General features: G+C 40.2%; 18 protein-coding genes. 5 read left to right on the top strand and 13 right to left on the bottom strand.

All coding sequences use genetic code 11. From position 1 onward, the window contains the following. Window positions 1-79: 79 nt before the first annotated feature. Complete coding sequence (locus QUB80_RS14400; RefSeq protein WP_289790183.1) at window positions 80-196, bottom strand: photosystem II reaction center protein I; 117 nt, start codon at window positions 194-196, stop codon at window positions 80-82. A gap of 673 nt (window positions 197-869) precedes the next feature. Next, a complete protein-coding gene (locus tag QUB80_RS14405) occupies window positions 870-1,586 on the bottom strand; it encodes an acyltransferase (RefSeq protein ID WP_289790184.1) in 717 nt (238 codons plus the stop codon). A 1,752-nt stretch (window positions 1,587-3,338) separates the two neighbouring features. Between QUB80_RS14405 and glgP the strand changes: the two genes are divergently transcribed. Beyond that, window positions 3,339-5,990 carry an alpha-glucan family phosphorylase gene (gene glgP / locus QUB80_RS14410; protein ID WP_289790185.1) on the top strand — a complete coding sequence of 884 codons (2,652 nt, stop codon included), beginning with the start codon at window positions 3,339-3,341 and terminating at the stop codon, window positions 5,988-5,990. A gap of 116 nt (window positions 5,991-6,106) precedes the next feature. Here glgP and QUB80_RS14415 read toward each other — a convergent pair whose 3' ends face one another. The 11 genes from QUB80_RS14415 to pstB (QUB80_RS14465) all read right to left on the bottom strand — a co-directional run bounded on the left by QUB80_RS14415 (window position 6,107) and on the right by pstB (QUB80_RS14465) (window position 20,071). Further along, window positions 6,107-6,877, bottom strand: a complete 771-nt coding sequence (locus QUB80_RS14415; protein WP_289790186.1) for a DUF429 domain-containing protein — start codon at window positions 6,875-6,877, stop codon at window positions 6,107-6,109. Between the two features lie 334 nt (window positions 6,878-7,211). Further along, the gene (rpsU, locus tag QUB80_RS14420; protein ID WP_289790187.1) at window positions 7,212-7,400 is read right to left on the bottom strand and encodes a 30S ribosomal protein S21; all 189 of its coding nucleotides are present in this window, start codon (window positions 7,398-7,400) and stop codon (window positions 7,212-7,214) included. A 117-nt stretch (window positions 7,401-7,517) separates the two neighbouring features. Continuing rightward, a complete protein-coding gene (gene rbp / locus QUB80_RS14425; RefSeq protein WP_289790188.1) occupies window positions 7,518-7,820 on the bottom strand; it encodes an RNA-binding regulator in 303 nt (100 codons plus the stop codon). A 376-nt stretch (window positions 7,821-8,196) separates the two neighbouring features. Beyond that, on the bottom strand, window positions 8,197-9,192 hold the full coding sequence (locus QUB80_RS14430) for an L-lactate dehydrogenase (RefSeq protein ID WP_289790189.1): 996 nt from the start codon (window positions 9,190-9,192) through the stop codon (window positions 8,197-8,199). A 144-nt stretch (window positions 9,193-9,336) separates the two neighbouring features. Then, window positions 9,337-10,437 (bottom strand): AI-2E family transporter, encoded by a 1,101-nt coding sequence (locus tag QUB80_RS14435; protein WP_289790190.1) that lies wholly within the window; start codon window positions 10,435-10,437, stop codon window positions 9,337-9,339. Window positions 10,438-10,590: 153 nt separating this feature from the next. Then, window positions 10,591-11,328 (bottom strand): molybdopterin-dependent oxidoreductase, encoded by a 738-nt coding sequence (locus tag QUB80_RS14440; protein WP_289790191.1) that lies wholly within the window; start codon window positions 11,326-11,328, stop codon window positions 10,591-10,593. Further along, complete coding sequence (locus QUB80_RS14445; protein ID WP_289790192.1) at window positions 11,294-11,893, bottom strand: cytochrome b/b6 domain-containing protein; 600 nt, start codon at window positions 11,891-11,893, stop codon at window positions 11,294-11,296. Before QUB80_RS14445 ends, QUB80_RS14440 begins: the two co-directional genes overlap by 35 nt. A gap of 352 nt (window positions 11,894-12,245) precedes the next feature. Beyond that, window positions 12,246-15,245: a beta-phosphoglucomutase gene (gene pgmB / locus QUB80_RS14450; protein ID WP_289790193.1), complete on the bottom strand. Its 3,000-nt coding sequence runs from the start codon at window positions 15,243-15,245 to the stop codon at window positions 12,246-12,248. Window positions 15,246-15,411: 166 nt separating this feature from the next. Further along, window positions 15,412-17,823 carry a sucrose synthase gene (locus tag QUB80_RS14455; protein ID WP_289790194.1) on the bottom strand — a complete coding sequence of 804 codons (2,412 nt, stop codon included), beginning with the start codon at window positions 17,821-17,823 and terminating at the stop codon, window positions 15,412-15,414. Window positions 17,824-18,468: 645 nt separating this feature from the next. Continuing rightward, window positions 18,469-18,888 carry a response regulator gene (locus tag QUB80_RS14460; protein ID WP_289790195.1) on the bottom strand — a complete coding sequence of 140 codons (420 nt, stop codon included), beginning with the start codon at window positions 18,886-18,888 and terminating at the stop codon, window positions 18,469-18,471. A gap of 403 nt (window positions 18,889-19,291) precedes the next feature. Continuing rightward, the gene (pstB, locus tag QUB80_RS14465) at window positions 19,292-20,071 is read right to left on the bottom strand and encodes a phosphate ABC transporter ATP-binding protein PstB (protein WP_289790196.1); all 780 of its coding nucleotides are present in this window, start codon (window positions 20,069-20,071) and stop codon (window positions 19,292-19,294) included. 891 nt (window positions 20,072-20,962) lie between these two features. Here pstB (QUB80_RS14465) and QUB80_RS14470 point away from each other — a divergent pair. The 4 genes from QUB80_RS14470 to pstB (QUB80_RS14485) all read left to right on the top strand — a co-directional run bounded on the left by QUB80_RS14470 (window position 20,963) and on the right by pstB (QUB80_RS14485) (window position 24,881). After that, window positions 20,963-21,973, top strand: a complete 1,011-nt coding sequence (locus QUB80_RS14470) for a PstS family phosphate ABC transporter substrate-binding protein (protein WP_289790197.1) — start codon at window positions 20,963-20,965, stop codon at window positions 21,971-21,973. 268 nt (window positions 21,974-22,241) lie between these two features. After that, window positions 22,242-23,168, top strand: coding sequence for a phosphate ABC transporter permease subunit PstC (gene pstC, locus QUB80_RS14475; protein WP_289790280.1), 927 nt, complete (start codon window positions 22,242-22,244; stop codon window positions 23,166-23,168). Window position 23,169: 1 nt separating this feature from the next. After that, window positions 23,170-24,093 (top strand): phosphate ABC transporter permease PstA, encoded by a 924-nt coding sequence (gene pstA / locus QUB80_RS14480; RefSeq protein ID WP_289790198.1) that lies wholly within the window; start codon window positions 23,170-23,172, stop codon window positions 24,091-24,093. Next, entirely contained in the window at window positions 24,087-24,881 is a 795-nt protein-coding gene (gene pstB, locus QUB80_RS14485; RefSeq protein WP_289790199.1) for a phosphate ABC transporter ATP-binding protein PstB, read from the top strand. Before pstA ends, pstB (QUB80_RS14485) begins: the two co-directional genes overlap by 7 nt. The last annotated feature ends 55 nt before the right edge of the window (window positions 24,882-24,936 follow it).

Here is a 24,936-nt window from a genome sequence, read left to right on the forward strand (position 1 = left end):
TCTAAACTTTAAGCAAGCCGCCCCAAAGGCGTCTATTTCTGTTCTACCTTTAGGCAATTTTGGATAACTTGTCTCGATATTACTCTAAGTCCCGACGACCGGGGTTGCGAGCTGGATCGTTTGACAAAAAGCCAAAAACAAACAGAGTTAAGAAGAAGGCAACAACAATATAAACGACGATTTTTAAAGTCAGCATGAAAGATAGCTCCTTTGGCTATGAAAAATTTTTGAGTCTGCCATGCACATAGAGATAGCTACTTTATCTTACCCAAATCTCATTCTCTTTTTAGACAAGACTGGCATAAGTGAGGAGATAAACTCCACAGCTAGCTGAGTTGGGTACTTACCACTCACCCAGGTTATCTCATTTGATTATAGGAACAGGTTGCACTTTTACAGGAAAAGAGATTGTCATGCTCTGTTGTAAGAGCTTCTTGTCATTGACTGACTAAACTTGATTCGTCACCTATAAACTGGTGCCTATTCTGACGTTTGTCCTGAGTAGATGTTTCCAGCTTTAAAATAAAGGTATATTTTTGACAATAAATTATTGGTCTCAAACAGCTAATTTTACAACTGTAATAATACTTACTTTTTAGTGACTAAAAGTACTATCTCTAGTGAAATTTCGCTAGATACATTTTTGTTATTCATGAGTAAAATTGAATACAAAAAGATTATTAGTTACCAGGTTAAACCTGGTAACTATTTTGGTAAAAAGATGCTTCTAGACTTTTGTAAATTGGGAAAAATGTAATCAAATACACAACAGAATTATAAATTTCCCTGTGTATAATTATCTTCCTGCATCTATTTTTGGTAAGGCTTTGGCTGCCTTAGTTAATAAAAAGCAGGATATATTTGCTGTTCTAAGATTTAGTCAATTTCATCTCTGATTCTCTAGGGTTGATTTGTTGTTTACTAACTCTTTTTCTAACTACTTTTGCAGGTACCCCTACAGCAATAGAGAAGGAAGGGATATCTTTAGTAACAACAGCTCCTGCCCCAATTACACTGCCTTTACCGATAGTGACTCCATCTAGAACTGTAACTCCATGCCCCAGCCAACAATCATCTTCAATAACAATTCCCTGGCGAGTTATACCTTGATCTGCTATGTAACATAATGGATCTGCAAAAGTATGATTATTGGCAAATATCCCTGAATGGGCTGCAATTAAACACCGTTTTCCAATTTTAATATTTCCTGGGCCTGTAATAGAAACACCTGGACCGATAAAAGTATCTTGAGCAATTTGTATTGATGTATTGTCTAAACAACCAATATCAACATTTCTCTCAATAGCAACTCCTTTTTCTAAGGAAAGTTTATTATTATTTCCTCTTGCATCTATACGAACACCTTTGAAAATATGCACACTATTGCCAATCTCAATACAATCAGCACCAAGAAATTCAACTCCATTTTGGATATAAACTGAACTACCAATTCGGGCAAAAATAAAACGGTATAGTAAGTTTCGCAGTTTTGGCCCGAAAACAATAGTTGGAAGTGCTCCTAAAAAGCTAATTAATAAAACTTCCTTAAAACGCTGCCATTTCTCAAAAATTTGTTGCTTATCCATCTAATTTACTCTCCACTTTTTGGCTAACTGGTCAATTCGTGTTGTTAATCTGAACACCACTATCAATCTTGCAATTGTATGTAGATATTTATCAAAGATAAAACTTTTATTTTCTGAGGAATAAACAAAATTACAATCTAATTTTTCTTTGTCACTTTTAGTGTAATTTTGAAATTCGATGAGTTTTTGATAAATATCCAACATATATATACAAAGTTGGATTCTATTTACTTGCAGTTAATATCAAGTCTATTAGCGCAGAAAATTTAATAGGTAAAACTGGTAATAGTAAAATCAATATCTACTTGTAGAATTACCAATTTCTACTCCAGAAACTTGATAATAAAGGTTTTGCTACTAACAGAGCTTTGTAAGAGAATGTGAAAGTTAGGAACGTAAATAGCAGAGCTTCCCTTGCATTAGAGATAATTTTTAGCCCAGTTCAGTACCTAGAGGCTGCTACCATCAAAGTAGTAAAACACAAAAACAAATGATTAAAATCGACTTTTGTTTTGTGATTTCTCAAGCAAAAAGAAAATATTTATATTCACCTGCTAGTACATTCAGTAATGAATACTGAATCTGCAATACCATTTGCTGCTAGACAGTTTCAATCTTCTCGACATTCACTTAGAAAAGTTGAAATTCAATCTCACTACATCTTTGGAAATATTTATTACCAACATGAGGTTCCTTGTCATTTGACCCAACAATGTAGCTGTTGAATTTTTAATACTCCTGCTTACGTACAACTAAACTTAGGGCGGAGTATCTCCTACCTCGGCCATCACATTCAACTTAACCGTAAATAGGTAAGCGCTTCCCCGATTTATGTGACGGCTTTCCTGCAGCCAGTTTGTATAAATTGCTGCTCTTATCATGATGTACGTAGATTACTACAGACCAACCAAATTACTTTTCTTTGTCTACAGATTATTTTTGAACAAAATTATGATTACCTATAGCATAAATCATTTCATTGCTACGAAATAAAAAATTAACTTAAAATTAACTTAAATATATTTGGCTATTTTATTAAGTTAAGATGAAGCTAGGATTTAAATTGATCAATTCTAAATTTAAGTTAATTAACTTAATTGATAATTGTGTGTCAATTTAAATACTTAGATATTTATCCTGGCATATTTAGAATCTATCTTTAGAATCTCTATTAATATTTCTTACTAGTTTGAATATATATTGACATCTATCTTGAGTATAAATTCAAAAGAGCTAGCTGAATTGTAACTGTCGTAAGGATGGTTTAAACCTGATTAGATGTAAAACTGACAGGGAAATTTCCTTATTTTTTATAAAGATTATTTTTTGCAAGCCTAATGTCTAATCACTATATGCTCATTGATACTTCTGGAAGTAGTGAGGTGTGATCGCTAGTAGATTCATTATTTGCTGTTCGGGTTTTTGACTCAAAGTCATTCTGAGTAAATTAGCTATAATTATCTTGGCTTTTGGCAATAAAAAGGATTGTTAATGCTGATTTGAGAGTTTTTGGGGTGTTAAAGACTGAATTATTAACCTCAGTAACCACTATATAACTGCTGTTACGATAAATCATACAATTACTTGCTATCATAGCTGTTTACTTGTTGTTGACTGTTTTGACAAGGATGAGAATTGTTTGCAAAACTTAACAATGTCAACGTTAGTTTGCAAACACAGTATAAAAAATTGGCAACATTAACAAAAGACAGACAACAATAGCGATAGCTAGACTTGGAGTTCTGCTTGCATATGCAGCCAATTCGCACATTCAACGTCTCTCCTGCTTTGCCTCCGCGACTAGAACCTCTGCGGAAGCTTGCATACAACCTGCATTGGGATTGGAACGTTGAGACTAAAGACTTATTTCGCCGTCTAGATCCCGATTTGTGGGAATCTAGCCATCACAATCCAGTTCTAATGCTGGGAACTATTAGCCAAATAAGGTTAACGGAAGTAGTAGAGGATGAAGGTTTTCTGGCACAAATGGATCGTGCCGCCTTGCAGCTAGAAGACTATCTTAAAGAGCGCACTTGGTATCAGAAAACGAGAGAAAAGGGATCGGGGGCTAGGGATAAGGGGCAAGGAGGACAAGGGATAAATTCTTCCTTGTCTTCTTTCGATCCCAAATCCTCCATCCCCGATCCTCGATCCTCAGAATGTTATGCCTATTTTTCTGCTGAATTTGGGCTTGTAGATTGTCTGCCCATCTATTCTGGAGGCTTAGGGGTACTAGCTGGAGATCACCTGAAATCGGCTAGCGACTTGGGGCTGCCTTTGGTGGGAGTGGGCTTGCTGTACCAACAAGGTTACTTTGCTCAGTATCTCAATGCTGATGGCTGGCAGCAGGAACGCTACCCAATCAACGACTTTTACAATATGCCTATACAGCTGGAACGCAATCCTGATGGTTCAGAACTGCGGATTGCGGTAGATTATCCAGGGCGCACTGTGTATGCCAGAGTTTGGCGCGTGCAGGTAGGCAGGGTACCGCTATATATGCTCGATACCAACATTGAACCCAACAATCCCTACGATCACGACATTACAGATCAATTGTACGGTGGAGATATTGATATGCGCATCCACCAGGAAATGATGTTGGGTATCGGCGGTGTGCGGATGTTGAAAGCACTGGGATATAACGTTACTGCCTACCACATGAATGAAGGACACGCAGCGTTTTCTGCCCTAGAACGCATCCGCATCCTAATTCAGGAAGAAGGGGCGAGTTATGATGCAGCGAAACAGGTTGTAGCATCTACAAATATTTTTACCACCCATACACCAGTACCAGCTGGTATTGACTTGTTTCCTCCAGACAAAGTTTTGCACTACTTGGGGCATTACGCAGATGTATTTGGTTTAAACAAAGACCAATTCTTAGCTCTGGGGCGGGAGAATACTGGGGATTTATCTGCGCCTTTTAGTATGGCAGTGTTGGCACTGAAAATGGCTACATTCTCTAATGGTGTGGCACAGCTGCATGGTACAGTATCGCGGCAGATGTTTAAAGATTTGTGGAAAGGCTTACCAGTAGAAGAAGTACCAATTAATGCTATTACTAACGGTGTTCATGCCCGCAGTTGCGTTGCTAAATTGACTCAGGAATTATACGATCGCTATTTAGGCCCCAATTGGTCATCTGCATCAACCGATCACCCATTGTGGGATCGTATGGATGCTATTCCTGATGAGGAGTTATGGCGAAATCACGAACGCTGTCGCTTGGATATGATTTTGTATGTGCGGGAGCGTCTAGTGAAACATTTGTACGATCGCAGCGCTTCTCCTAGCGAAATTGATCAAGCGCAAGAAGTTCTCGATCCTTATGTTCTCACTATTGGTTTTGCCCGCCGTTTTGCTACTTACAAACGCGCTACCCTGTGGATGCGAGATATTGAACGTATCAAGCGGCTGTTGTTGAGTAACAAACACCGTAAAGTGCAATTCGTCATTGCCGGAAAAGCTCACCCCAGAGATATTCCTGGCAAGGAGCTGATCCGCGACATTAATCATTTTATTCGCGAACAAGGCTTAGAAAAACAAGTTGTATTTGTTCCCAATTACGACATATATATCTCCCGGTTGATGGTTGCGGGTTGTGATGTATGGTTAAATACACCGCGTCGTCCTCGCGAAGCTTCCGGTACAAGTGGCATGAAGGCAGCAATGAATGGATTGCCGAATTTAAGCGTGTTAGATGGCTGGTGGGATGAAGCAGATTACGTCCGTACTGGCTGGGCGATCGGACATGGCGAGATTTACGATGATCCCAATTATCAGGATCAAGTAGAAGCAAATGCTTTGTATGACTTATTAGAAAAAGAAGTTGTACCGTTGTTCTACGATCGCGATGCTGATGGCTTGCCCAGACACTGGATTGACAAAATGAAAGATGCAATCCGCTTGAATTGTCCGTACTTCAATACGGCGCGGATGGTGGGAGAATACGCACAACGAGCATATTTCCCGGCAAGCGATCGCTACTTCACCCTGACTGAAGATGATTACACTCCCGCTAAAGAATTGGCAGATTGGAAAGCGAAACTTTATGAACACTGGTACGATATCAAAATTAAAGATGTTGATGTATCCTCAGGTACAGACATTAAAGTTAATCAAACTGTTGTTGTTAAAGCCAAGCTTGACTTAGCAACTCTCACAAACGATGACGTACAGGTAGAACTATACCAAGGTGCGATCGATGCCAATGGTGAGATTGTCAATGGCATACCTGTAATTATGGAATATCAAGGAGAAGATACACAAGGCTTAAGTATTTACACTGCTAATGTCTTGTACACTACCTCTGGTTTGCAAGGCCTATCTTTGCGTGTATTACCTAAACATAAATACCTTTCGAGTTCTTATGAGCCAAGGTTGATTGTTTGGGCACAGTAAAGGGACTAGGGGGCTAGGGATTAGGGACTAGGAAGAGGAGCAGAGGAGCAAAAACGTGATTCACAATTCCCTTTGTCCCCCCATCCTCTTTCTCCGTGTCCCCGCGTCACCACGTCTCACCTTCTTTGCGTCTTTATCCCACTCTCCCCCTCCCCCACTCCTCTTCTCTGCGGGATGACAATGTAGCCTGTGGTGCGATCGCCTAGCACCAGGTTACGTTTTTCACCCCAGTACCACCAGTAGGCAGCGACATAAGCGCAAATTAGGCTATCGAGTTTATCTTCAGCAGCTTTGAGTGCCGCACCAGTAGAAGATAAAAGAATAAATTCTTGGTTTTTACAAAAGCATAGGCTTGGTTCTAGCAAGGGTAGAGTTTTTGTAATGTAATCTTGGAGTTTTATAAGTTCTAAACGGCGCTCGGCGAGGCGTCCTTTTTTGTATTTAAGAATTCGTTCTAAGCCAAATAGATGCACTATTGCTGGGTGGGGAAAAACTTCAATTTGATATCTGCCAAATTTTTGTGGTTCGATGGTAGGTGCGTGATCAAAACCCTTAGATTCTAGTTCTAAGCCAAATTTAACCGTGCGTTCTGCAAAAGGTAAGTTGAGATTGGCTGGGTAGCATCCTGCATGATATTTCCCAAAATACTTATGAGTGAGTTTGTCGGGTAGGCGACTGCCGGTTGCGTTAGGGATGATAGTAGGTGCGTCTACAGCAATAATGCCACTTTCTTCTGGCTGTACCCAATGATCAATCCAAGTCAGAATGTCTGCTATTTGTTCTTTGCGATCAATTTCAAGTATTTGTAGTTGATTTTTTTTCCACTCCAAGCAACACAGCCCACTTGGTTGCGATTTCCAGCCTAAATCTATGCCCAAAAATTTCATTTTTTTCTATGCCACAGCAAAGCAATTTGCAGCTGTGTACTCTTTTTAAGAGTTTATCTTGAACTAGCGATCGCTCAAACACAGATCCTCGACTTTTTGGGAAAGTGGGGGATATTGCAGGGCAGAAAATGACAAAAAACCGATCGCCTCTCTCTACACAAAAAGCGATCGCATTATACTTCATCAAAAATCAAATATTTAGTTTTTAAATGGTATAGTTGTTAGATTTGCCAGAAGCCTAGTTTTTACTCATGACAATATATTTGGCTTCTGGAGTTACAGTGCTATATCTGTTCAAAAAATAATTACATGAGTTGAGCGAAGACTGTAGGTTTTAACTACGGAAACCTCTCTTACGCTGTTTTTGCTTGGCTACTGCTTTGCGCTTGCGTTTTTCCAAGGGTGTCTCAAAGTGACGATTCTTCCTCATATCAGGGAAGATCCCTGCCTTAGAAACTTGCCGCTTAAATCGACGTAAGGCTGACTCAATCCCTTCATTCTCACCTACGATGACTTGAGTCATTCTCTCTCCTTCTACTAAATGGACTTTATTTTAGATATTAGTGGCTCTGAGCGAAAAAAAAGGCAGACTCTCTTGTCTGCCTTTAAGACCTTAGAGTAAGATAATTTGTCTTAAGGCTTAATAGCGTCGAGAGTAGCCACCGCCACCACCACGTCTGCCACCAGACGAACCTCCGTCTGTCTTAGGTCTGGCTTTATTCACTTTCAAGCTACGACCCATCCATTCTGCGCTATCTAGAGCATCAATGGCTGCAGCTTCTTCGGCTTCTGTTTCCATTTCTACAAACGCAAAACCTCTCATCCGACCTGTTTCCCGATCAATCGGTACTTGAACGTTCTTGACAGAGCCATATTCTGAAAAAACACGCTTGAGGTCATCTTCTCTAACCTCATAAGATAGATTACCGACATAAATAGACATAGGATATCTCCAGAATCAACGAGTGTAGAGATTTAGATCCGGAGAGGTCTGTAATACAAGTCTTGTGAAAAACAAACAGCACAACCGAATTTAATCTTCCATAAAAAGGTTAACACAAATTTGGAATTTGTATTGTTAAGAAGTGCGATCGCTTTTCATAAATATACAAATAGTAGGATGATCGCTGGTTATGGCTAGGTAATTCTTAGGCTTAGTCACAATAGCGACGCTTTTCTTTTACTTAGTCATATAGTAATTCAATAATCAAATTGAATTACTCGTACAGACAGGGAACAGGGAAGAAGGCATAAAGGGTACTGAGTTTTTCAAAAATAAAATAGGAGTCCTATAACTATACGATCTAACAAACTAAAATTTAGAGATTTAGTTTCTCTATTGTCTGTTGTAAAATTTGACTAGAGTGTTGTAAACGCTCTAACTCAGCTTGATTGAGCGAGAGATTTAAAACTCTGGTAACTCCCTGACGATTAACTACGCAAGGTAAGCTCAGGCAAACATTTTGAATTTCATGAATATTCTGGATCAGGGTACTAACAGTTAAAACTCGATTTTGATTGCGTAAAATAGCTTGTACAATCTGAGCTATACCCAAGCCGATCGCATAGGATGTAGCTCCTTTACGTTGAATAATTTCATAGGCGGCATTTTTCACCTGGGCAAAAATATCTTGTAGAAGCGGATTGATATCTTTGCCTTGTGCTTCCGCATCCAGAAGATTCATACCCGCTATATTCACCTTACTCCAAACAGGAACTTCACTGTCACCGTGTTCGCCGATCACGTAGGCGTGTAGACTACGGGGATCTAACTCTAACTTTTGTGCCAGCAAATATCGGAAACGCGCGGTATCCAACACCGTACCCGAACCAATCACGCTAGAACTAGGTAATCCAGAAAGCTTGAGAGAAACATAGGTCATAATGTCCACTGGATTGGTAACAATTAACAAAATTGCTTTTGGACAACACCTGACAACTTCCGGGATTAAGCCCTTAAAAACTTCTACATTTCTGTTTACCAAATCCAAACGGGTTTCTCCTGGTTTTTGCTTTGCACCCGCAGTAATAATGACAATATCCGCATCTTCACCATCTGCCAAAATTCCTGCACGCACTTGTGTTGGTTCTACGAAGGGTAGTCCGTGCAGTAAGTCCATCACTTCCCCTTCTAGCTTGTACTGATTCACATCGACTATAATCATTTCATCGAAGATATTTTGGATCAGCATCGAGTAAGCACAAGCCATTCCCACTTGCCCAGCACCTACAATCACGCCTTTGCGGGGGCGGCGAATAATGGGTGAAGTGGATTCCCCCTCAGATGAAGTTGTAAATAAGTTTTCAAAAAACATATTTGCTCTGGGTGGTTTAGACAGTATCACTAATCATGTTAACGGTAAGTAGAAGGCAGGAGGCAGTAGGCAGAAGGGAATGAGGACAAGGGCAAAGAACTTAAATCACCATTTTCCTTGTCCTCTTCTGTTCCCTGTCCCCTTTCATTGCAAAGTAGACTCATTGGCTAACATCTCTGGTAATTCTTCACTCTCAATCGGATTGCTGGGATTTGCAGATATAGTAACAAAACCATCTGTTGCATCTTTAATAAAACCAGCTACAGATACGGCAATGAGTAACCCCAAAACTCCGCCCAGATAAGTTCCTACAAGTAAAGAAACTATCACCCAAATTGGTCTAAGTCCTGTAAATCTACCTAAAAGCCGGGGTGCGATCGCTTGGTCAATTAACTGATCGATAATTACTGCTACCACTAAAATCTTGACTGCTAACCAAAAGTTATGGGAAGCGATAATTAAAGTGATGATAGCCAGGCTGACAACATCACCAAAGGGAATCAAGCTCAAGATGCCAATTCCCAAACCAAAAAGTAAACCAAATCGAACGTTCAAAGCTAGAAACATTATAGTTTGTGAGACTCCCATCAACAAAGCCAGAGTCACTTGCCCGATCAAGTAATTTTGGAAATTTTGTTGAAGAGATTGCTGTATTTTTTGAGCAAAACCTAAAGGCAGTTTTTTAAATAGTCCTTCCCAAATTCTTTCACCATCTATTAAAAGATAAATAGTCAATACTACTGTAATTAATGCTTCGGAAAGACCATCAATTGTATCTATAACTATACTAAAAAGCTTATCTCCTATTTGTTCTGCTTCATTTGGTAACTGGTTGAGCAATTGAGAAAATATCTGTCTGAGATTAATATTAAATCTGTTGCCAAACACGCGATCGCTAAAAATTTGGAGATTTTGCTCACTAGAATCAATCCACTGGGGAAATAGTTTAGTCATTTCACTAAACTGTTCTAAAGCTACAGGCACCAAGGTAATGCCCAAGGCAACTAAAACCACCAAAGATGATATAAAAACTAATGCAATAGCATAATTGCGTTTAATTCCTCGTTGCTGGAGAAGGGAAACAGGATAATTTAAAATGAATGCTAGCAAACAAGCTAAGACAAGAATTGTCACTAGAGGTTGAAAATATCGGAAGACTCGAAACGCTAGCCAAATATTGAGAAAGATTAAAGGAAATAACAACGTCAAAATTAACCATTGCAACAGTTTATTTAAAGAAGGCATAATTTTAAATTAGTAATTTGAAAGGGACTAGGGACTAGGAAAAAGCAGGGGAGCACCAAGGGCTGAGGAGCAGAGGAGAAAAACTTCCCCGATCCCCAATACCCAATATCCAATCTCTAGTACCCAGTACCCAATCCCCAATACCCAATACCTTTAAAGCCCAGCAAACCATTCGTATCCTTGATCCTCCCAGTAACCTTTAAGTGGTAGTAAATGACTAACTAGTGTAATTCGAGTTACCCATTTACTCTGCTTGTAACCAAGTTTAATCGCAGAAGCCAAACGTAAAGGCGCGCCGTTATCAGGTGGCAAAGGTTCACCATTTTTTTGATAAGCTAACAAAGTTTGAGGATGCATGGCTGAAGCAATATCCCAGCTCGAATAGTAGCCATCGGCTGATTGAAAGTAGGCATACTTAACATTTTCTTGCGGCTGGGCAAGGGCAACAATATCCCGCAGACGTATACCTCCCCATTGCACGATCGCCGCCCAACCTTCTACGCATACATGACGAATAATCATTGATGTCAAAGGTAGCGATTGAATCTCTACCATATTGAGGCTCAGGGGATGATTCACTTCACCGTCAACAATCAAACGATACTTTGCTGGATCGATAATAGGAGTGCCTCTAAAGCTATTGACGATTAAAGCCTGTGGTTGAATTTCACTCTTGCTGAACTCAGGCACAGGCTTTTGCGATTTAAATATTAAAGCTTCAAATTTCTGATTGACGGGTTCAGAAAGTTTGCCCACAACATCTTCTAGTATGGGCGCACCACAGCCACCAAGCAAAAAACTCAGGCTAGATAATCCAGAAATTTGTAAAAATTGACGGCGTGTAAATTGAGAACCATTACCAAAACATCGAATCTGTAAGTTCGGAACCACCAGCTTTACTTCCCAACCACCAATGAACCATAACAAAGATAATAAATAACGGTACTGAAGAAAAGTGAACAATTCGCAGCCCCTGCCAACCGCCAAACAGATCCACTATCCAGGGAAATTGGGCTGGCTTATACATTCCAATCCCTGTAAATAATGCCAGTAGTAAGATTGGAATAATGCTTGTATAGGCTATACGATGCCAAGCATAAATCAGCCGTTTCGGATTTTGGCTTTTTTGTAATGCCTTGATATCATTGCCACCCACAAACCGATGTCGCCAGCGACGGGTAATTAAAATGTACAAACCATACCAGACAAGATTGAGCGAGAATAGCCACATCGCTGCAAAATGCCAGTGCCTACCTCCTGCCAACCAACCACCCAAGGTAAATAAAGGGGGAATGTGCAAACCCGATCTGCCACCAAACACAGGATTGGCATTATAAATTTGTAGTCCACTGGTGAGCATTATAAATAGGCTAATAATATTAAGCCAGTGAAAAATTTTAGCTCCTATGGCTTGGGTTGGTAACTTCCGACGTTTAGAGGGAAGAGTTGAAGTCATAGATATATCTTGAGCGAAGAAATAGAAAAGAAGATGTTGATATAGCAATCCTAAATGATTTATGAGAGCCAAGTACGTTATTTCTCAAACAGTAACTTCGCCAATTACTAAGGATTTTCACAAGATGTGTTTAGGTGCATCATCCTAAAGAAATATATTGTAGCTTTCGAGACTCATACTATTTCACGAAAAGGCTGATATGGATGTACACCACCGCCTACGGCACCTCCCCTTACTAAGGGGAGGTTGGGAGGGGTTGAATATTTTTGTGGAAATCACGCATAGCTCATCCGCTACATCCGCTATCTACCTTTGCTAAGTTTTGATGATATTTAAACTAACACCTTATTTTTTATACTCTCGCTTTTTGCTGCTGTTGTGTAGCTACATCGCTCAATTTTGCACGTAGTTGTGTCCAGTCAGTATCTGCGAGGTTGGGTAGAACAACGTGAGCCTCTCCCACACGCGAAATAGGGCCAAGTCCTACAGTCCACATTCCAGCCGCTAAAGCTGCTTCTATGCCTGCTTCTGCGTCTTCTACAACCACGCATTGTGCTGGCTCCAATCCTAGCTGGTTGGCTGCATACAAAAATAAATCCGGAGCAGGTTTGGGACGTTGAACGCTATAACCGTCAGCGATCGCATCTATACGATTAGCAATGCCTAGTTTCTCAACAACGGGACGAGCATTTTTGCTGGCGGAACCAAGGGCAATTTTGATCCCGGCTTGGCGCAATTCATCGAGTAAGGTGAGTACGCCAGGTAACAAATCTTTGGGCGAGATGTTTTCGATTGAATCTACATAATATTGGTTCTTGCGATCCATCATCTCTTGGAGTTTTTCTTCTGGATAATGTTTGTCTCCCACTATTCTTAATAGCGATTCTCGACGAGATACTCCCCGCAATGCTTCGTTAGCTTCTCGATTAAAGAGCAAACCTTCTTCATCTGCGAGTTTTTGCCAAGCAAGATAGTGATATTCTGCTGTATCTGTTAATACACCATCTAGATCAAAAATGAATCCTCTAATGTCTGAAGATTGGGAAGAAGACGCGGAGAGTTCTTCTCTGTTTATGTCCCCGTGTCTCCGTGTCTCCGTGTCTCCGTGTCCTATTTCTTCCATATCTGCGTGTCTCCGTGTCTCCGTATCCTCTTGTGGACGCAAATCAAATGTATGCCACTTCCCTCGCCAAAGAAAATTGAACTTTAGACGCCTCCAACCAGGAGGTAGGTGGGGATGAGCTACGGGTTCATCATTTCCGATTTGAATTCCGCCAAAACCCAAAACTACAGCTTGCCAAACACCACCAGCACTAGCACCATGAATACCATCAGCAGCATTACCCCGGACATCTTCTAGATCCACTAATGCTGCCTGCATAAATCTTTCGTAAGCTTCTGCGGTTTTGCCCAAGTCTGAGGCTAAAATAGCGTGAATTGCCGGGCCTAGAGATGAACCGTAGGAAATATCAGTGCGGGGTGCGTAGTAATCCCAGTTTTTTTCTAAGGTTTTTTGGCTGTAGGGAAACTCCTGGGATTGCCGCATCAGATACAGCAGCATTAACACATCTGGTTGTTTGAGTACCTGTCGCTTGTTGCCTTCTTCGATACCCAAGATAGCTTGCATGGACTTGGTACGCGGCTCGTATTCTTCTAGATTGATATCTTGGAGTTGGAAAAATCCCTCGAATTGTTCAATCAATCCGGTAGATTCGTCGTAGGGAATCCAAATATTGGTAATAATATCGCTCCAACGCGATCGCCTTCCTGAACTCAAATTTAGTTTTTGATCGAGTTCATTAAGTTTGTCAGGAAATTTATTACCTAGCCAATCGTAAATATAAAGTGCTTTTTCGAGATGCCATTGCACCATCCGGTTAGTAAAGGTGTTGTTATGGACAAATTCGTGATATTCATCCGCACCAATTACCTCCCGAATTTCATAGCGTTCGTATTTGGTGTTGTATTCAACCCGGCTACCCCAGAATATGGCAGTGTCTAGAATGATCTCAGCCCCACACTCCCGCATCCACTCATTATCACCAGTTGCTTGCCAATAAAACCATGTAGCGTAGGCAACATCAGCACTAATATGAATTTCGCGATCGCGGCACCAAATCCGAATGTCTTCACCATAAAAATCGTTTGGGGGCAACCACCGGGGTGTGACTTCATCGCCAGTTTCCGCACTTTCCCATGCATACATTGCTCCTTTATACCCGTAATGTACTGCCTTGCGCTGCGCTCCTGGTAGGGTATGATAGCGGTAACTCAACATATTACGTGCTAATTCGGGTTGAGTGTAGATAAAGAAGGGAAGTATAAAAATTTCTGTATCCCAAAATATATGACCGCGATAGCCAAATCCAGAAAGTGTTTTCGCTGGAATACTGACTCTGTCATTGTTACGGGGAGCGCAAATTAATAATTGAAATAGATTGTAGCGGACAGCTAACTGAGCTGTGACATCTCCCTCAATCACAATGTCGCTTTTTTGCCAAACTTCATCCCAAGCTTGAACATGAGCATCAAGTAAACTAGAGTACTCTGGCAATTGAGTAAGTTTTTCACAAGCTACTTCGACTGGGTTTTCACATTCGAGCGAAGTAAAAACTGTAACTAGTTTCTCTACTGTCACAGTTTGCCCTGGAGAAGCCAAAAAAGACGCAGTTAATGTCGGATAACCTGGTGGATTGGTGACTTGTACGGAGGCTTTTGCTCCCGATACTTCGATTCCTGTTGCCATGCCCAGTTGAATTCGGGAGGAACGAGTGCGGAGATTTAACCAAACTCCGTGTTCTACCTTACCCTGATCTAATAATTCCCAGTGGTTGAATCCCTGATTTTCTGGGTAACCATTAATACTAGCTTGAACTTCAATCGCACTCTCGCTATCTACTGGTGTTACCTGACAGCACAATCCAAGGACGTGTTGATCTGCAATGCTTGCAAAGCGCTCAAAAACAATGTCAACTATCTTATCACTAGGACTGCGCCAACGCACTTTACGGCTGAGAACACCCCGTTGCACATCCAACTGCCGTTCGTAACTTAAGATCTCGCCTCGTTCCATGCGGAAGCGATCGCCATCTACAATTACTACCAGTGGCAACCAGTCTGGGCAGTTAGCGAGTTCTGTGTAGACAATCGGAACTTCATCATAGACACCGTGGATCAAGGTAGCTGGCACTGCACGAGAATAGCCTTCCTCAAAGCTGCCCCGCGTTCCCAGGTAACCGTTACCAATCGTAAAAGTTGTTTCGCGAGAGTTAAACCGCTCTGGATCGAGGTGAGTTTCACTGACAGTCCAGTCTGTATACGTTAAATGCTGGGAATGGGCTTTTATATCCATCGTCACTGCTGTTGTTAGAAATAGACAGGGGATTGGGGATTGGGGATTGGGGATTGGGGATTGGGTACTGGGGATTGGGTACTGGGGATTGGGTATTAAGATTTCTTTATTCCTAGTCCCTAGTCCCTAGTCCCTAGTCCCTAGTCCCCAGTCCCCACCCCAGTCCCTATCGCTGCATATGCTGTTCCAAGATTGTTTCTGCTTTGGGTTTAAAGACTAGATGGTATAAAGTTTCTACATAGCGAAGCAGGGGTTCTTGGTTTTCCTGGGTAACAAAGTCCCAGAATCGATAGATTTTAGAAAGTAGTAATAACTGCTTGCTGTGTACTTGCCAGTTATACCTGTTATGAACTCGCCGGATAACTCCTTCGGAGATTTCATGCCAGTGTTCGGGATTTATGTTGCACTGGTTAATGAAATTCAAAATTCTCTTGGCTGTTCCTTCTAAGTCCGTAGGATTGAGATGAAATTCATCTTCTTCACCTTCAATCAATTCTGCCGCGCCACCAAATTCAGTGACAAAGCTTGGTAAACCAGAACTCATAGCTTCGAGAATGGTTCTCCCAAAAGGTTCAAACAAAGCAAAATGTACGTATATACCTTGACGATCTGCGATCGCTCGATAAAGTTCCCCTAGTTCCGGACTCTTGAGGCGCATTCCAATCCAGCGGACGCGACCGTGAAGATTATACTGATTAATGATGTTATGAATTCTTTCAATTTCTTCTACTTCTTCTGGCTTTGTAGCTCCAGCAGCATTTAACTTGTTGGTAACAAGAATCAAATTGCAATGCTGTTGCAATGCCTCGCTTTTACCAAAGCACTCTGCTAAACCAGAAGTATTCTTTACCGAGGTAATGTAAGATACAGCGCAGATTGGTCGTTTGTTGGGATCGTCAAGATAACCGAGAATTTGCGGTTGTTCGCTGCTAAAAAGTAGCTCATTGATTTTGGTGCGGATATTCTCATCACGCTTTTCTTTTTCGGTGTAAGAAAAGAAGATGTTTTCGTCTACCCCTGGCGGTACCAAATTGAATTTGGGACTAAACAAATTAATCCCATCAACGACATGATACAACTGGGGCATAGTAAAACATTTATACGACTCATACTGACCGAGAGCGTCAGGTGTGCCGACAATTTCGTGGTAAGATGAGGTGATAATAAAATCAGCCGCATTCATGTTGATGACATCGGCTGTGAATTGGGCGCTAAAGTGGTATTGCTCTTCTAAGTCTTGCCAATAAAGGTTACTGAATAAATGCTTGGGCTTTTCTAGGGAGTGAGCAATATTGCACAGAGTAACTTGCAGCCGTTGTGTGAGGAGAAAGGCAACTAGATTACCATCGCTGTAGTTACCAATAATTAAATCTGGGCGTCCTCCTAATTGTGCCAACAGTTCTGGTTCGGCATCAATGGCAAATGTTTCTAGGTAAGGCCAAATCTCGTATCTAGAAATCCAATTCTGGGTAACTTTGGGATTAAACTCCCGGAAGGGAACGCGCAAGATCCAACTGTTTTCAGTTCCCTCAAGTTTTTCTAAACGTAGATCGCAATAGGTTCCTTCGCAGTTAGGAATCAGGCGGGTAAGAATCAGAACTTGGGGTTGAATACCCAGTAGATCCAAACCAGCAAGCTGAATATCTTGCCGTAGTTGGTTTTCTAAACTGCGAGCTTGTTCAAGAACATAAGCTACTTGACCCATTGTCTCAGGTCTTCCGAGCACATCTTCTTGGGAGATCCAGCCGTGAATCGAAACCAGAACTACACGAAAAACTGCCGGAACACGAGAAACAAAAGCTTCTAGAATAGCAGGTTCGGGAGCATCAAGCAGGCGATCAAATAGCTCTAGGGTTTCGCATACTCGTGATGCAGTGTTACCCCAACCTGGTTCCAAGCCTAGTGTTTGCAAATTTTGGCGGAAATTTTCGTAGGGTTCTTCTGGAGGTAGCTTTCTTATTAATTTAATGGCTTGCTTAATTTGTTTGCATAATTGAGTGCCTGAGCGAATGCGATCGCTAGTTAGTAGTGGTGTACCATTATAACTTAGCCTGCATAATGCTTCATACAATACCTCAAACCAATACTGGCGGTCAATTACAACTTGAGAGCACAAATATCGGTTGAGGAAAGCTAAACCTTGACCAATGTTTCTCGGATCGTCGATGGAGGGAAAAGCTCGGTAAAAAGGGCCAAAATCTATATTGAGAATTTCACTTTGGTAGCGGTTGACAAAGCGATCGCGTGCATCAAGCAATGCCTGTGGAGGCATCTGCTCAAAGCTATTCATATTTTCTGACAATCGCCACACTTCTTGAGAAGCAATTCTCGGGCGCAACAAAAACCATGCACTGTCATCTTCTAAAAGAATTTCATGGGTATAGTGAATTAACCTACCCAAAGAGGAAGAGTGGAAAAAGTAAGCAGGCTTTTGGGATTGGTGGCAATACTCAGCAAAAGCTTGTAAAATCTCATTTCTGAGGAAGTAACGCTTACCTAAAGCGTTTAACTCTGATATTAAATAACGTAGGGCGGTTTTCTCTTCGCTGTTTAAGACAGTCTGAACCAGTTCATGCATGGCAATTTCCTGGACTTTAGCTAGCCTACCACCTCATTTTGAATCCTCGACAACTTACACTGTAGGGGCGTAAGGGTTTAGGAAGGTATGGGTGTCAGGGAGAGCCGCACCAATTAATTAGGCTGTTCTGTCTTTATCCCTACATTCCTACACTCCTATTTTTTTATGCCCGTCTCGTAGCCAGTACTTTTGAGAGTCAGGGACTTAGTGACCTATCTAAAGGTTCTAAAAGAGGTGCTTTAATACTTTTACGTTAGCGTATTGCTGCGGGCAATGGATGCACCGCCAGATGTATTACAGCATAAAACTGAAGAGTAAAAGCGGGTTTAACAGATATACTTTCGTCTTGAGCTAGAGATTGAAATAAAACCCGTTGGTACACTATTTTATAGTCTATTAATCTAAAATTAGCTTTAAATTTTGGCAGCGATCGCGCTTTAGTGTTGCTAATTCACATTTTGCACCTTGCCCCTTAAACACCTAGAACTGAAGTTCCTCTCTTATAGTTCAAGTCAGTTAAAACTGACTGAAAACTTTACCCAGTCTACTCAAGTAGACTTTAGCTTTAAGCCCTTGAACTTTATTTCTTGGCGAATAAGAGCGAGTGTGGATGCAAGACATGAGCTAAAAAGAGCTTCTGTATTCCTAGTCAGATGCATTTCGACTAAGGGTTAATGCTTTTTGCAAAGCAAGATTTGAGACAAGTTTAACCAAATCATCAGGATTAAATGGTTTCACCATATATGTAGAGAATCCTGCATTCAGAGCTAGTGGCTCTTGCGTTGCCAATGCTGTCAAAGCGATCGCTGGAATCTGTCCTTCCTCTTGTTTTAGACTTCTGACTTTGCGAATGAAAGAATACCCATCCTCAATTGGCATGGCAATATCGCTAATTAATATATCCGGTTTCCATCGCCGGATCACCTGAAAGGCTTCATGTGTTGATACCGTTGAACTGACTTGTGCATTGTATTGTTCAAAGATGAATCTGATTAACTCAAGAGTATCGGCATCATCATCTATCACCAACAGTCGCAAATTGTTTAGGACTTGGAGAATATTCATATGCCTAAACACCCTTTAATTATTTGACTGATGGGTATTGCCGCAGTCAGATTTGTTAACTTCATTCATGAAATCGTATCTAATCTCATCAAACAATCTTTTGGGCGTCTCCTCTGGTATATTGACATTTTTGACTGGAACAGATAGAGATTGCTGGCTTAAATAAGAGCATTTGCAGCAACTGTGAACGATTCTAGTCTAATTTTCAGCTTTTTTCGCCACTTTATGCTTGTTTAAATTATTAATTCTACAATTCTTATTAATTTAGTAAAACTATTGTAGCAATGTAAAGACGCACTGTTTGCATCGCCTTTACACCAAAAATGCTTGAATAAACCAAATTGATTTACGATATTGTGATGCTTAAAAAGTCTAAAAATCATATATTCATACAGCACCGCAACTAACTTAGATATCCAGAAATATAGTCACGGGTGCGCTCATCAACAGCATTGCTAAAAATTTGAGCCGTCGCTCCAAATTCAATTAATCGCCCAATACGATTATTATCAGTGCCAAAGAAAGCTGTGAAATCAGAAATACGAGCAGCTTGTTGTGTGTTGCGGGTAACCATCACAATTGTCAACTCACTGCGCAAACTATGAATTAGTTCCTCTATTTTAATAGTTGCAATCGGATCAAGCCCTGATGTTGGTTCATCCATTAATAAAATTTTTGGCTTTACTGCTAAGGTACGAGCAATGCATAGTCGCTGTTGCTGTCCACTCGAAAGTCCTAGAGCAGATTTATGCAATTTATCTTTGACCTCATCCCACAAAGTAGCATTCTTGAGAGCAGATTCAACAATTTCATCTAATTCTTGTTTTGGATGCCATCCTGCTATTTTTACACCATATGCCACATTGTCATAAATACTCATTGGGAAGAGATTTGGCTTCGGCAATACCATACCGATTTGACGACGTAACCGATTCAGGTTAACACGACGACTATAAATATTCTGAGTGAAAAATTCTACCTTACCTTCAACTTTTATTTCTCCTTCTAATTCATTCATTCGATTCAAAGCTTTAATGAAAGTAGATTTACCACACCCACTTGGCCCAATTATTGCAGTTATTTGATTTTGGTAAATATCCATCGATACTTCTGTCAAAATCTTTGCTTTGCCATAATAAAAGTTTAAGTTTTTAACTTTAATGGCAGTAATTAATTTATTCATTTTTTTAATATTAAACAAAAAATTAACATATATAATAATCTAACATTTAAATTATGATTTTAATATGTAATAAATTTTCTATAACAAAATTTTATGTTCGTAATCATGCTTAAATTAAAACGGGTAAAGTAATTAGTTTTTGCTTGATTTACTATTTTGACTGCAAATAATTATATGCGTTATAGGACTCCTATTTGATTTTTGAAATAACTTCAGTATACCTTTACCCTTCTTTCCTCTTCCCTGTCTCTACGAGTAATTCAGTAATCAAATCGGATTACTATATGAGCCAAAGTAGACTAATATCGGCATCTTACATGAATATTAAAATTTATATGTTTACTTTTTATTAAAATATTTTAAAAAGATTATAAACTGATTGTTAGTTATATTTATACTCATGTTAGTTAAAGAATTAATCTTAGATTTAATATACATTCTCTTGGAATAAAAGCCTTATTAATATTTTTATATTCAATTAATTAAAAAATCTGAGCTTGCATTGCTAAATTAATTGATTAAAAAGCTGAGTAATCTTATAGAAATTATTTTTTTAAATTTTTATATAAATTAAACTAATTATCTTGTTATCAATATTACGTTTGATTTAAAACTGAAATTATTTGAGTGAATAAGACTGAATCTCATGAAACCTCAAGTGTCTTATCCTAACTGCAAACTATACGTAGATTCTTAAAAATTTTATATTAAAATTAGCTGAGATATTGTAGTCACATTGATATTAACCTGAACTTAACTTGGACTTAACTTATTTCCATCATTTTTTTACCTGTACTCTACCTTATATTTATCATCTTTTAACCTAGTAAAACTATTCTGCTTAGGAGCAATCAAACAAAAATTTAACATTCTAAAGTGAAGAGTATCCCTGTGAAAACAATCAACTTGAAGTTCAACAGCTTGACTGTACTAGGTGTGATTTCACTGGTAGCAGCTACTTTTAGTGTATCAGTGCCTGCGGTTTACTCCCAAAACCAAGCGACAATTAACATTGATGGTTCCAGCACAGTCTTTCCTATTACCGAAGCAGTAGCAGAAGAGTTTCAAAAGGCACAAAAAGGAAAAGTTCGAGTTACTGTTGGTGTCTCTGGCACTGGCGGTGGCTTTAAGAAGTTTTGCCGGGGAGAAACTGATATTTCCAATGCTTCCCGTCCCATCCTTGCCAAGGAAATCGAAGCTTGTAAAGCAGCTGGTATTCGCTATATCGAGTTGCCAGTAGCTTATGATGCCTTAACTGTGGTTGTTAACCCCCAAAACACTTGGGCTAAGAATCTAACAGTTGCAGAATTAAAGAAAATCTGGGAACCAGAAGCACAAAACAAAGTAAGCAATTGGAGCCAAGTTCGCCAAGGTTTTCCCAATGCTCCTTTAAAGCTATTCGGCCCTGGTACAAACTCTGGAACCTTTGATTATTTTACTGAAGCCGTTGTAGGCAAATCAAAATCTAGCCGGGGTGATTTCACTGCTAGTGAAGATGACAACGTTTTAGTACAGGGTGTTAGCCGTGATAAAAATGCCCTTGGCTACTTTGGCTATGCCTACTATGAAGAAAATAAAGATAAACTGAAGGCAGTAGCAGTTAACGGTGTATTGCCATCAGAAACTACAGTGAAAAATGGCACTTATAATCCTCTGTCTCGCCCCATATTTATCTATGTCAGTTCCAAGAGCATGGATAAGCCAGAGGTGAAACAGTTTGTTCAATATTACTTGCAGAATGCAGGTAAATTTGCAACAGAAGTAAAGTATGTTGCTTTACCATCCTCGGCATACAACACTGCTTTAAACCACTTCAACAATAAGAGGTTTGGTACAGTATTTGGTGGCAAAGAGGCTGTTGGATTGAAAATTGAAGAACTACTAAGTCGTGAAGCTCAATAATCAGCTGAGTTCTCCAATCAAAATTTAGAAATAACACAAGGGAGGTGTTGCACCTCTCTTTGTCTATTCATTCACATCTTGCGCCTCGCTCCTAAAACGCTTGGAACTGAAGTACCTCTCTTAGAGCTACTGTCAGTTAAAAATGACTGAAAATCTTACCTAGTCTGATTGAGCAAACTTTAGCTTTGATCCCTTGAAATTTATTTCTTGGCGGATAAGAGCACAGATGCAAGATATGAGTTCAGAAATAGCGATCGCCAAGCCCAACATGACTGTTGCCAAAAAAACTCTACTCTTTTCAAAACCCTCTGCCAAGGTAAGGCGTGATTTGCGAGAACGAGCAGTTGAAATTGTCTTGTTTCTTGCAGCATTAACTTCCGTGGCGACTACAATCGCAATCCTCGCTATCTTACTTTACGAATCCATACTTTTTTTTCAGAAAGTACCCTTGTGGAAGTTTATTACAGATACTCAATGGACACCTTTATTTGACGACAAACACTACGGAATTTTGCCGCTCATTTCAGGAACTTTGGTAACTACGGTGGTGGCATTGTTAGTAGCTGTGCCTATAGGAACAATCGCCGCCATTTATTTAAGTGAATTTGCGCCTGTTGTAGTGCGAGAAGTAGTAAAGCCAGCTTTAGAGTTACTGGCAGGCATTCCAACTGTGGTGTACGGTTACTTCGCACTGTTGTTTGTCACACCTTTATTGCAAGTATTTCTACCCGATTTACCTGGTTTTAATATGTTGAGCGCAGGGATAATCATAGGCATTATGATTATTCCTTATGTTAGTTCGCTCAGTGAAGATGCGATGCGTGCAGTTCCCAGTTATCTGCGCGAGGGTTCCTATGCAACAGGGGCTACCCGCTTGCAGACTGCTTTACGAGTAGTGCTACCAGCATCAATTTCTGGCATATCGGCGGCTTACATTTTAGCGATTTCTCGTGCTGTCGGCGAAACAATGGTAGTAGCGATCGCTGCTGGCGGGCAACCTAATTTAACTTGGAACCCAATGGAACCTGCCCAGACAATGACAGCCTACATCGTATCTGTGAGTCTTGGTGACTTACCGCATGGCAGTTTAGAGTACGAAACCATATTTGCAGTCGGACTAACTTTACTGCTGATTACTTTGAGCTTTAATATCATTGGTCATTTTCTCACCAAGCGCTATCGAGAAATTTATTAATATGACATCTGCAAATATCCATAAGATTCGCAATATTATCAATCGCAACAAGCGAGCAGAATTTATTTTTAGCATCATCGGTTTATTGGCGATGCTAACTGGAATTATCGCCCTCATGGTACTGGTAATTGACTTAATTAGCGATGGTTTTCCTCGTCTAGACTGGCAATTTTTTACTTCATTTCCTAGTCGTAAACCAGAACAAGCAGGAATTTTTTCTGCTTGGGTGGGAAGTATTTTAGTAATGTTGGTAACGGCTTCAGTGGCAATTCCTGTCGGTATAGCCTCAGGAATTTACTTAGAAGAATACGCCAAAAAAAATTGGTTGTCAGATTTAATCGAAATTAATGTCACCAATTTAGCTGGTGTGCCATCAATCATTTATGGACTTTTGGCTTTAGGCTTATTTGTCTACGGATTAAATTTAGGGCAAAGCATTCTCACTGCTGGATTGACTTTAGCTCTATTGGTTTTACCAGTAGTCATTGTCACTACCCGTGAAGCTTTACGTGCAGTTCCCGGTAGTATTCGTGAAGCTGCTTATGCGTGTGGAGCAAGTAAGTGGCAGATGATTTGGGATCACGTCTTACGTTACTCAACAGGTACGATTCTAACTGGCATTATTGTCGCTTTGGCACGAGCTATTGGTGAAACCGCACCTTTGGTTACTATTGGTGCGCTCACTTTTATTGCCTTTCTACCAGATCCTCCCATTCAAGGACAATTTCCCTACATTTCTTTTGCATGGTTACTAGCTCCATTCACAGTTTTGCCAATTCAAATGTTTGATTGGGTATCTCGTCCTCAAGAAGAATTTCAGGTGAATGCAGCCGCAGCAGGAGTTGTGCTAATTGCCCTGACTTTAGTAATGAACGCTGTAGCAATTTATTTTCGTTATCGTCTACGTAAGAATATCAAATGGTAGAAACAACATCTCCAACTCTTGAAAAACGCATCAAAGCTGCGGTGAATTATCTTAATTTCTACTATGGTGGTAAAGTCCACGCTCTTAGGGACATTATGATGCCAGTGTACGACAAACAAGTAACAGCACTAATTGGCCCTTCTGGATGTGGTAAGACTACATTACTACGCTGCTTCAATCGGATGCACGATCTCTATCCAGGTAATAAGTACCGGGGAGAAATTTCTTTAGAACCTGATGGAATTAATCTTTTGGATAAAAAAGTCGATCCGATAGAAGTTCGGATGCGGATAGGGATGGTATTTCAAAGACCAAATCCTTTTCCTAAATCAATTTATGAGAATGTTGCTTATGGTTTGAGGGTGCGGGGTGAAAATAGGCGTAGAATTATTGATGAGAAAGTAGAGAAAGCTCTGCGCAGTGCTGCCTTATGGAATGAAGTTAAAGACCGTTTGCACGATTTGGGTACTAACTTGTCTGGCGGACAACAACAACGATTGTGTATTGCTCGCGCTTTAGCTACAGATCCGGAAATTGTATTGTTTGATGAACCAACATCAGCCCTCGATCCGATCGCTACCACTAGCATTGAAGAGTTAATCGAGGAGTTAAAGCAACAGGTAACAATTTTGATTGTCACTCACAGTATGCAGCAAGCAGCACGCGTATCTGACTATACAGCTTTTATGTATTTAGGGGAATTGGTAGAATTTAATAAAACAGAGATTATTTTTAATCAGCCCTTGAAAAAACAAACAGCAGACTATGTAAGCGGGCGTTTTGGTTAATTGGTAAAAATTTAAAGACACAGATCCCCGACTTCTCAAAGAAGTCGGGAATTTT

Origin of the sequence: Chlorogloeopsis sp. ULAP01, from assembly GCF_030381805.1 — a bacterium.
Taxonomy (GTDB): Bacteria; Cyanobacteriota; Cyanobacteriia; order Cyanobacteriales; family Nostocaceae; genus Chlorogloeopsis.